Consider the following 10,150-nt stretch of genomic DNA (forward strand, 5'->3'; position numbering starts at 1 on the left):
GAATTTAGATATAATAATCTATGTTGTCTGGTTGAGATAACATAACAACTTAATAAGTTGATGCCCCAGTGGCGGAATTGGCAGACGCGCAACGTTCAGGTCGTTGTATGGGTTTCCATGTACAGGTTCGAATCCTGTTTGGGGCATTTTTAATCCGGTAGATGTTATTCTACCGGTTTTTTTGTTTCACAATACATAACAGCAAAAAATGAAGTGAGTGCCCTGCATCACTTCATCTTTTTCTTATCAATAAATTGAATCATCGTTCCATACCCCGTGACCACCAGGAACTTCGGGGCAACCTGGACGTTGGCGACGTTCGTGGTAAATCGGACGTTCACCACCCCATCGGCGCCCTTGGCCGTTGCTCTTTCTTTGAGCTTGGCCTCAACCTCGCTGAAAAGCTGATCCATTGACTCAAAGGCATCAATTTCCTCACTCGGTAGCATCAAATGACTCGTCGCATTGACGATTCCTAGAATACGGTGCGCTTGTGGGAAAGCTTCTGTTGATAAAAACATCGAATCACCTCATGCATATTATATAACAAAAGGACGCAGGCATATTACCTGCGTCCTTCAAATAACTCACGGAAGGAATCTTGCCACTTTGCACTGGAACTAATTACATTTTATTTTTTCTTTGATTCTAAACTTCCGCAAAGTCGCATTTTACCACTGCCAAAGTGCACCCTGGTGACCTGATCACAGAACATAGACGAACTCAAAACTTTAATCGATATTTCTGGTCACACTTACGTTGCTTCTAGCCTACTCCATAACTTCCTTCGGCGCTTTGAACTAGTAGGAGAATCTCATGACGAATCATGTTCTCTTCGTTTTCTTTCCTTCCACGTCTTTAATATACCACCTTATGGAAGCGATTACAACAGCTATTTTAAATATTTAGCAATGCCGCCATTGCCACGAGATTATTAAGGGCATGCAGGGCAATGGAGTTCTTCAAAGAACCCGACCGCCGGTAGACATACGCCAGCACCATCCCCATGAAACAATAGGTACAGAAGCTGACAATGTTGGTACTGATATGGGCAAACGAAAAGACCAGTCCTGACAAAACCACCTTTGGCCAAAACCAGGTCGGCTTAAAGAAGAGGTTCGTCAGTACGCCCCGAAAAATCAGCTCCTCAGCTACCGGCGTCAGGGTAAAGGACGAGATAGCAAAGACCACCGTCGCTAATTGATTGTGGTTGAGCAGCTGAGCAAGCGCTTGATTGTTGGCGGTCTGCGTCTGATGAAATAGCAACACGTTCAAATGACCGAAGAAGGCCATCCCCAGCACCAAAACGAAGTAGCCGAGCACCACCATCCCAATGCGTAGCCGGCCGCCGGGCAACTGGTTATACTGATTGTAAAGGCGGCGGGCCCAGCCGATAATAAAGGCAAACATCATCAAGAAAATTACCATCAACAGGATAGTTAGCCAGAAATTGTTCGGGTACCGGTTGGCAATCGAGATTGCCACCGGCGGCAACTGGATCAGTAAAAAGAGGATCAGCATGATGCCGACCCGAGATATGAAATCAAAAAAGGTTGCAAGCTTACTCATTTTTTTGCTGCTCAGCTTCTTTCTCCCGTCGTTTACGCAAACGCTGGTAACTGCGCTTGGCTGTCACCCGGGTCACCCACAGGTTGGCACAGACAAAGCCTAATATCCACAGAAGGTACATCTGCCAGCCCGAGATAATGTGCGCCGCCGTCAGCCAAACCAACACCGCAAAAATAATAAAAGTTGGAAGGATAATTTTAATTAGGTATTCTGCTTTCAATCATCTTACCCCTTTTTTCCAACTAGTTTACTAAAATTAAAAAAGGATCACAACCCTGCGATCCCTAACTCAATTATTCATTCTCACAATTTCTATGCCGTACAAGCATTTAACTAAGACTACCGGACCCGGGCTGTACTCTGCCGTCGAACCAGCTCCACTGGGAAGCGTTGAATCTGTTCCTGCTCCTGGTCAGAGCGAATCTTGTTCAGCAACATCTTCGCCGCCCCAATCCCCAGGTCCATGATTGGCTGACGAATTGTCGTCAATTGAGGTGAAACATACTCGTCCAGGTAAATGTCATCATAGCCCATTACGGAGACCTGGCCGGGGACCTTGATCCCTTGTTCCTTAAGCCCCCTCATCAAGCCAATGGCCATGTCATCGTTGCCGGCAAAGGCTGCCGTCGCGCCAGTCCCAATGACTGCCGTGGCGGCGGCGTAGCCCCCACGCCGACTCAGCGCGGCTTTGATTACGTTATGCGTCACGTCCAAATCGATGTGGTTCTTTTGCAGGCACTCTTGGAAACCGGTCAGCCGCTGGGTGAAGTTTTCACTTAGCTCATTGGGTTCCAGGATGGCGATCTTCCGATGACCAAGGTCAACTAAGTGCTGAGCCGCCAATGCACCGCCACGGTAGTCATCCGTCAACACCCGGGTCCCCTCTTGAGCATAGTTTTGGTCAAAAAGAATATATGGTACATCACGTGCGCCGATGATCCGTTCAATTGTATCAGTGGTCATGGTAGCACTGGCAATGATCAGTCCGTCAATTGATCGCTCAAGCATCTGCGAGAGATAGTTCTGCTCTAACTCAGCGTTGCGATCAGCGCTAAAAATCAGCGGGATCATCCGCTCATGCTGAGCAACATCTTGGACCCCCTCGACAAAGGTTCCGAAGAATGGACTGCTGATATTGGGCACCAGGACCCCGATCATACTTGAGGACTGCCGGAGGATCAAACTCCGGGCATTGAAGTCAGGCACGTAGCCATACTCATCCCGCAGTTTGAAAATCTTATCCCGCGTCTTCTCGCTGAAGCGTTCCCCCTTGCCATTCAAGATCTGTGACACCGTCGTTACCGATACTCCGGCTAGCCGAGCAATGTCGCGAATTGTTACTTTTTTCCCCATTTTTAGTCCCACCATTTTCGTTTAGTACTTTAACTTTATATTAATTTGGGGACCGTTGCAATTATTCTTCGGGAAAAATGTCCGCAAAGATCTGCTGCCCAGTAGCCATCTGGGTTCCCCGAAAGCGCAGGTAGTCGATTTGGGCCAGTAATACCTGGTATTCCCATAACGATGACAAGTCGTGCTCGTTGAAGTAGTGCAAAACCAGTTGAATCCGGTCAAGCTGGGCAATCTTCCCGGTAAAGTCATCATTGCCCTTGTACTTCCGAGTCCCGACCACCACCGATAAATGATTGCTGTAAGAGTCCTGCAGGGCTTTTTCCAACAGGTTGCCGCGCGTGATTTCCGGATGTTCATCCAAAAACTCTTGCACGCGCCAGATATCAAAGTAATGGTAGCGGTGGGCCACCTTGGTTTTCTCGGAGACCGTCGTCAGGTAGTCAGTTTGCTTGATTACGGCCTGAATACTGCTGATCCGAATCACGATTAGGCCGTTAATCTTGCCGTCCCAGTCAATGCTGATCAGCAGGCAAAAGAGCGGGTCCATCCCAACTACGAAACCAACATTAAAGTAATCATCCCCGGGCAGGTTATGGACTTCGACCAGGTAGCCTCCTTGTTTTGCCAGGGCCAGCTGTTCGCGGACCGTGTTTTCCGCCATTCTTGTCATTTTATCTTCACCTTACTATTTAATATTTTTCCGGTTGGGGATTATTCCCCAGCAGCCGGACTTTTCTTAGCTTCCTACTAAATCTAGCAAAATTTATCATAGGAATCCACAACATTTTGTAGTAAGATGGTTTTTGTGTTATTAAAAGTAAAGAGGGGCCATCATGGTGATTATTACAGCAGGAATGATTGGTGTCGGCAAAACTACACTTACGGGAAAGATTGCCGAACACTTAAATACTAAAGCATTTTTTGAACCAGTCGGTGAAAATCCCGTTTTGCCACTGTACTACAAGGATCCGAAGCAATACGGTTTTCTGCTTCAGATCTACTTCTTAAACAAGCGGTTCTCCATGATCAAGCAGGCGCTGTCCGATGATAACAACGTCCTCGATCGTTCAATCTACGAGGACGCCCTGTTTACCCGGGAAAACAATGCCGAGGGTAACATCACTGATACCGAGCTCGAGGTATACCTTAACCTCCTCGATAACATGATGAAGGACTTGCAACAGCTGCCGAAGAAAGCACCGGACCTCATGGTTTACTCCGAAACCGACTTTGAAACGATCCTCTACCGGATCAAGAAACGGGGCCGGGACTATGAGCAGATCGATAATAACCCAGAGCTGAAGGACTACTACTACAAGATGTGGAGTGCCTACAAACAATGGTACAAGGATTATGATGCTAGTCCGAAGATGAAGATTGACCTGGAGACCTATGACCTGGAAAACCCGAAGAACGTTGAAACCGTTCTGGGGATGATCGACGAACGACTGGCACAAATTAGGTAATATATAGAAGCTGGAAAGAAGTTTTCCCCATGATTACCGTATAATCAATAAAAGGCTGAGAAACTTTCTCAGTCTTTTTTATTTTAAAAATAACCGGCGGCCCAGCTCGATCAGGCCGGCCGAACCCAGACCGCCGGCGACCGAGAGCATGGTTGAAGAGTGGTGATGGCTGGGGCGGTCATGCCCTGCCTTGGCGTGATTGACTCTTTTAGGAACCTGCTCTTTGGCTACCTTGACCTTCACCGGTCTGGTGTTTGCTTGACGAGGCTGGTGGTCATAACGGGTCAGTTGATAACTATCAATCAGCTGATTTAGCTTCTGCTCATAACGCGGGTCGGTTGCGTACCGGCCCTGTAAGGCATGAGTGGCATGGCGATAGGTAGTTGCGTATTGACGATGAACATCGCGATAGAGGGGTGCCTGGAGGGTCTGAGCATAGTCGTGCAACGCCTCATAGTCACTCTGGTAGCGGCGGAAATTATCAACAATCATCAGACGCTGGCCGTTCTGGTATTCCCCAGTTAGTTGGCTGGTAGTTTGGCCGGCGAAGTAGCCCTTCACGCCAAACAGGTTGTGGAAAGGCGCCCGGCTGAGTCGACTATTCCCCCAGTTGCTCTCCAAAGCTGCCTGTGCAATGATCACCGAGGGATAGAGGTCATATTCGGCGCCAACCTGCTGAGCAGCGGTCGCTAGGCGGTTAATAAAGAGCCGCTGACCGTTCGTCGGCTCTTGAGGCGAGTAAGTGCCCTGGTCAGCTGAATCGTTTGCTGGCGGCATCACCGGTTCTTGATCAGGTGCCGGTGGCGTCGGTTCGCCCATACGCACGACATCATCTTCGACCGTCCCGTTATCGGGTACCAGTTGCTGACCACGGTCCCAGCCGCGCTGGTAGGCCACCCCAGCTACCCCGCCGCCTATTGAACGGCGCACACCATGCTGACCATCGATCATCCCCTGCTTAAACGCCTGCTCATAGGTCCCGCTGAACTGGCGAAAAGCAGCTAAGAATTCATTGGCGTATGCCGGACCGCGTGTTTGAATTGCCTGCTCATCAACAGGCTTTTGATCAATAATTAGGTGTTCTGCCTCCTGACGTGGATCCTCCAGCGCACTGGCCACCCCGGTCATCCCCGTATTGGCAATGGTCAGTGCGGCCACGGTCCCGATTATCAATGGCTTTTTCATCGTTAATCCCCCTGTTCATTCATTCTCTAATAACTAATTACGGGAAATTAACCGCGTTGCACTTTTTGGCGCAAATAAAAAAGCCCCAGATTTCTCTGGGACTTCTCTTTATGTTAGTAAACAATCACTGGTTCATTAACCTGCAGGTCATGGTAGGCCGTTCCGGCATCACTCGGGTGCATATTGGCACAACCATGTGAACCGCCGGTAGTCACGCTCCCGCTGCTCAAGTAAGCCGTCTTTGACCAGTTCTTCCGCCAGCTGGCATCGTGGAAACCACATCCGCTGTCGGTGAACTGGGACCAGTACTGGACCTTGCTGGCGTAGCTGGAGCCATCACTGTTCTTCCCGCGCAGGACAGATGGTGATTGCTGATACATGATGTACCAGACCCCCTTAGGAGTTTCCTGCTCAGGGGTGTTAGCTCCCGTTACCACGTCGGCATCGAAGACACACTTGCCATCGCGGTAGAACCAGGCATGCTGGTCTGAAATCGAAAGTTCAGCGTAGGTGCCGCCCAGACCATCATTGCTGGTGACCCCATAGCCGGTCCCACGGGTCGTGTAGCCGATCCCATAAATGTCATTGGCGGCGCTAACTTCCTTCTTACCATCAGCGATTGCCTGGGCCAGAGTTTGGCCAGCCCGGTCTGCACTGATCTTCCAGCCATAACTTCCCTTGCGATTAGTGGTGATAACGTTACCGGCGTGAGTCTTAAACTTAAAGGCCCGGCCCAGGGTTGCCTGGGCGTGGTTGATCTGCTTGATCTTTTTGTTCACCGCGGTGGTGTCAAACTGGTACTTGCCATTCCGGTAGGTTGCCTTGGTAATCACATCCGCACTGGTAAACTTATACTTTTTATTTTCAACCTTGTACTGGATGCTCCGTCCAACCAGCTTTTGCAGTTGCTTCTTTTCGTTCTGTACCGTAGCACTCTTGGTCGACAACGGCTGCAAACGGTGCGCGGTCAGCCGCACGGTTCCATTGGCCGCCCGCTGGTTGAACTGATGCAATAGGTCCGCCTGATCGTACTGGGTCCCAGCCTTGCTGTCCACTAGCTTGACCTGATTATGTTCAAGCACGGCATAGGCATCAACCGGTGCCCGGCGCCCCTTATTCAGCCGCTGAGTATGGTTAATGACCGCTTGACGCTTAGCCGCTGATTGCGGATCATTTTTAATCTGGTTAGTCCATACCAGCAAATTCTGCTGTTTGCCAGAAGGGAAGAAGGTCACCTGCTTTTTGAGAGCCTTGGCAAACTGACTGCGGTCCTGGCTACTGATCCCCGAAGAAGTGACGCTTCCTTGGTAGATCAGTTGCCCGTTCAGGTAGACCTTATTGGCCCGGTTCGTGTTCTTCACCTTACTATAGGCTTGTTGGGCAGTCATGCCACCAACCGGCACCCCATTAATCGTGACGTTACGATTAAAGTGGGTGTGCTGGTGCCAGGACATTCCCCCTAAAGCCCCGATTAATAAAACGACAACTATAGTAATTAAATATTTAAGTCGCAGTTGCATCTTAGGATTACTCCCATCGTCAAAATAATGGTGTTACCACCTGATAACCCAGATTATACTAGCTTTTGATTATTTTGCCACATCCAAAGCAATTAAAAAATCCGAATACCCGTCGGCATCCGGATTTTGACTAATTAAATTTCTGGATAGCTGTTTTTCTTGACGTCCAGCTTCTTGTTACTCATATCGGTCTTCACAACCGTAACGTCACAAGGTGCTTCACGAATTGTGTATGCAGCGGTCGATCCAACAATCAACCGACCGACGACGTTTAATCCGGTGGCCCCAATCACGATCAGGTCAATATCATTCTTGGCTGGGTACTCTTCAGCCAACTCAAGCTTAGCGTTTCCGATGACAACATCAGTCTTAACATCCTTGAGACCGGCTTTTTCGGCCTTGGCCTGGTACTCGCCAAGACGCTTCTTCATCACTTCGACTGCAGACTCATAGATGCTGTGGTCCACGAAACCGTAGCCGCTTGGTCCAGTAGTTGGGTAGCGTTCACCATTAATCACACTCAACAAGTAGAGCTGAGCATTATTTTGCAAGGCAACCTCAACCGCCTTGTTAAACGCCATATCTGACTGTGTCGAACCATCTATTCCCACGAGGATCTTTTGATAACTCATAAAAACACCTCCAAATAACTATATGCTACAACTCTATTGTACCACGACCAATAAAATGTGTATTAGTCGGTTACTAAATTATTGATCGCTTCCATGTAAATGGCCATGGACTTAATCAGGTCAGCCACTGGTTGGTACTCATTGGCCTGGTGCATCGTGTTCGGCGTCTGCGGCATCAGGGCCCCAAAGGCAACCCCCCGCTCCATCAAGCGGCCATAGGTTCCTCCGCCGACCACTTCTGGCTTGGCTTCAGTGTCACCGGTTTGGTCAATGTAAGCCTGCATCAATGTCTTGACGATCGGGTCTTCCGGATCGACGTAGTGCGGCTTTTGCGAAGGCCCTTGGGTAACCGTCAGGGCGAGCTGGTCGGTAACCTTCTTAACGGTACCCTCAAGCTCATCCGGCGTAATCCCCTTAGGAAAACGGAAGTTCATGTCGATGTCGGCACCGTTTTCCTGGTCAAAGTTCAAGATTCCGGCATTCATCGTCAATTCACCCATTACCGGATCAGTAAAGGCCCCATCGAAGCCGTCCATCCGGGTGTCCAAGTGCAGGTACTTGGCCAGGAAATGAATGAAGCTCTTGGCACCAGCCGCAAATTCGTATTGGTCAAGGAACTTCGCCAGGTAGGTTCCGGCGTTAATTCCCTGTTCCGGCTCCATTCCGTGGGCCGCCTTGCCAATCACCGTCAGCTTCAACCCGTCATCAGTTTGCTCAGCTGAACCGGCAATTGGGTTGTCATCAACAAACTGGGCAAAGGCCGTTGTCACCGCCTGACGGTCGGGAACCGTTACTAAGGCGACAGCTTCACGCGGTACCATGTTGAAGCGCAGGCCGGAGTGGAAGCTCTTCAGGACGTATTCGTCGCCGTTGGTAGCTGGCGAGCCAATCTTCAACGAAACTTGCCCCTTTTCACCGTTGATTACCGGGAATTCAGCATCGGGTGAGAAGCCCAGCGTTGGGGCCGGCTCAACTTCAAAGTAGCGGTGCATCCCAGTCCAATTGCTTTCCTCGTCGGTCCCGACAATGAACCGGACCCGCTTGTTAAAAGGCACTTCCTGGTCCTTGAGGTACTTTAAGGCATAGTAGGCCGCCATCCCGGGACCCTTGTCATCAGAGGCCCCACGACCATACAGGTTGCCATCTTTGATCACTGGATCAAATGGGTCGGTGTCCCAACCTTTGCCCGCCGGCATGACGTCCAGGTGAGCAAGGATCGCCAGTGTTTCATCCCCCTCGCCCCATTCAGCATAGCCAACCACGTTATCGATGTTCTTGGTGCGGAAGCCGTCCTGTTCAGCCATCTCCAAGAAAGCTGAGAGGGCCTGTGCCGGCCGGGGACCGAGCGGGTACTCATCGGTTGCCGCCGCATCATCCCGGACACTCGGGATCTTCATCAGGGCCGTTAAATCGTTCAGGTAGTCTTTTTCTTGACTCTGTGCTGCTTTTAACCAGTCTGTCATTTTATTCTTCCTCCAATTATTTAATTTGTTAAAATAATGATACCATTAAAGTGTCGATTAAAAAAATCGAAATCATCTAGGAAGTGTTTTTTATGGAAAAGTTAACCGACCAAATTCTGCATGATGTCATCAAACCACGGCCCGAACACAGCTTCAAGGGCACCTTTGGCAAAGTCACCCTTGTCGGTGGAAATCGCAACTTTGGCGGGGCAATTATCATGGCCGCCACTGCGTCAGTTTGCGCTGGCGCGGGCCTGGTCACCGTCTGCACCGATCAAAGTAACTCTGGTGCCCTGCACTCCCAGCTCCCCGAGGCAATGTTCGCCGACTTTACCAACGATGATCAGGTCGCTAACCTAGTCGCCGCCGCCACAACAGTCGTCGTTGGCCCCGGCCTCGGTGATGACGACCAGGGACTGCACGTCCTTAAAAACGTCTTTGCCCACACCCGTAGCGAGCAAAACGTGGTCATCGACGGGTCCGCAATCACCCTGATGGCCAAAGAGCACCTTGCCGCGCCGCAGGGCAACATCATCTATACCCCTCACGAGATGGAATGGCAACGCCTCTCCGGCATCAAAATCGCCGATCAGACGCCAGAACGTAATCGGGCGGCCCGCGACCAGCTTGCTGCCACGATCGTTCTCAAAAAACACCATACCGAGATCTACGCGGCCGATCAGACCTACCAGCTGACCATCGGGACCCCTGCGCAAGCCGTCGGGGGAATGGGCGATACCCTGGCCGGAATGGTCGGCGGCTTCGTAGCTGAGTTCCACCAAACGCCGCTGAAGGCGGTCCTGGCCGCAGTTTACGCCCACAGCGCCATCGCGGAAAATATCGCAAAGAATCAATACATCGTCTTGCCCCACCAGATTAGCCGCGCCCTGCCCGTCTTTATGAAGAAGATGGAGAACGCCGATACTGAATCGCACATCGGATTCTTAAATTAATCAGCTAAT

At 50.4% G+C, this 10,150-nt stretch carries 11 protein-coding genes and 1 tRNA gene; 3 read left to right on the forward strand and 9 right to left on the reverse strand.

Annotated features, from left to right (window positions below):
- Window positions 1–62: 62 nt before the first annotated feature.
- Window positions 63–146: transfer RNA gene (locus tag ACI31J_RS05440), tRNA-Leu, on the forward strand.
- A gap of 81 nt (window positions 147–227) precedes the next feature.
- Here the strand turns inward: ACI31J_RS05440 and ACI31J_RS05445 are convergent.
- From ACI31J_RS05445 to ACI31J_RS05465, 5 genes are all read right to left on the reverse strand, one after another.
- Window positions 228–521, reverse strand: coding sequence for a heavy metal-binding domain-containing protein (locus tag ACI31J_RS05445; protein ID WP_439773423.1), 294 nt, complete (start codon window positions 519–521; stop codon window positions 228–230).
- Window positions 522–897: 376 nt separating this feature from the next.
- Window positions 898–1,569: a lysostaphin resistance A-like protein gene (locus ACI31J_RS05450; protein WP_439773424.1), complete on the reverse strand. Its 672-nt coding sequence runs from the start codon at window positions 1,567–1,569 to the stop codon at window positions 898–900.
- Window positions 1,562–1,789, reverse strand: a complete 228-nt coding sequence (locus ACI31J_RS05455; protein WP_439773425.1) for a hypothetical protein — start codon at window positions 1,787–1,789, stop codon at window positions 1,562–1,564. Before ACI31J_RS05455 ends, ACI31J_RS05450 begins: the two co-directional genes overlap by 8 nt.
- A 119-nt stretch (window positions 1,790–1,908) precedes the next feature.
- Window positions 1,909–2,922 (reverse strand): ribose utilization transcriptional repressor RbsR, encoded by a 1,014-nt coding sequence (gene rbsR / locus ACI31J_RS05460; protein ID WP_439773426.1) that lies wholly within the window; start codon window positions 2,920–2,922, stop codon window positions 1,909–1,911.
- 61 nt (window positions 2,923–2,983) lie between these two features.
- A complete protein-coding gene (locus tag ACI31J_RS05465) occupies window positions 2,984–3,592 on the reverse strand; it encodes a hypothetical protein (RefSeq protein WP_439773427.1) in 609 nt (202 codons plus the stop codon).
- 163 nt (window positions 3,593–3,755) lie between these two features.
- On the opposite strand from ACI31J_RS05465, the gene ACI31J_RS05470 reads away from it, so the two are divergent.
- A complete protein-coding gene (locus ACI31J_RS05470; RefSeq protein WP_439773428.1) occupies window positions 3,756–4,388 on the forward strand; it encodes a deoxynucleoside kinase in 633 nt (210 codons plus the stop codon).
- Between the two features lie 78 nt (window positions 4,389–4,466).
- On the opposite strand, the gene ACI31J_RS05475 is transcribed toward ACI31J_RS05470, so the two are convergent.
- The 4 genes from ACI31J_RS05475 to pepV all read right to left on the reverse strand — a co-directional run bounded on the left by ACI31J_RS05475 (window position 4,467) and on the right by pepV (window position 9,188).
- Window positions 4,467–5,573 (reverse strand): glycoside hydrolase family 73 protein, encoded by a 1,107-nt coding sequence (locus ACI31J_RS05475; RefSeq protein ID WP_439773429.1) that lies wholly within the window; start codon window positions 5,571–5,573, stop codon window positions 4,467–4,469.
- 113 nt (window positions 5,574–5,686) lie between these two features.
- A complete protein-coding gene (locus ACI31J_RS05480) occupies window positions 5,687–7,093 on the reverse strand; it encodes a L,D-transpeptidase family protein (RefSeq protein WP_439773430.1) in 1,407 nt (468 codons plus the stop codon).
- A 134-nt stretch (window positions 7,094–7,227) separates the two neighbouring features.
- Entirely contained in the window at window positions 7,228–7,725 is a 498-nt protein-coding gene (locus tag ACI31J_RS05485; protein WP_439773431.1) for a universal stress protein, read from the reverse strand.
- 62 nt (window positions 7,726–7,787) lie between these two features.
- Window positions 7,788–9,188, reverse strand: coding sequence for a dipeptidase PepV (pepV, locus tag ACI31J_RS05490; RefSeq protein ID WP_439773432.1), 1,401 nt, complete (start codon window positions 9,186–9,188; stop codon window positions 7,788–7,790).
- A 92-nt stretch (window positions 9,189–9,280) separates the two neighbouring features.
- Between pepV and ACI31J_RS05495 the strand changes: the two genes are divergently transcribed.
- Complete coding sequence (locus ACI31J_RS05495) at window positions 9,281–10,141, forward strand: NAD(P)H-hydrate dehydratase (protein ID WP_439773433.1); 861 nt, start codon at window positions 9,281–9,283, stop codon at window positions 10,139–10,141.
- Window positions 10,142–10,150: the final 9 nt, after the last annotated feature.

Source organism: Limosilactobacillus sp., assembly GCF_051873075.1.
Taxonomy (GTDB): Bacteria; Bacillota; Bacilli; order Lactobacillales; family Lactobacillaceae; genus Limosilactobacillus.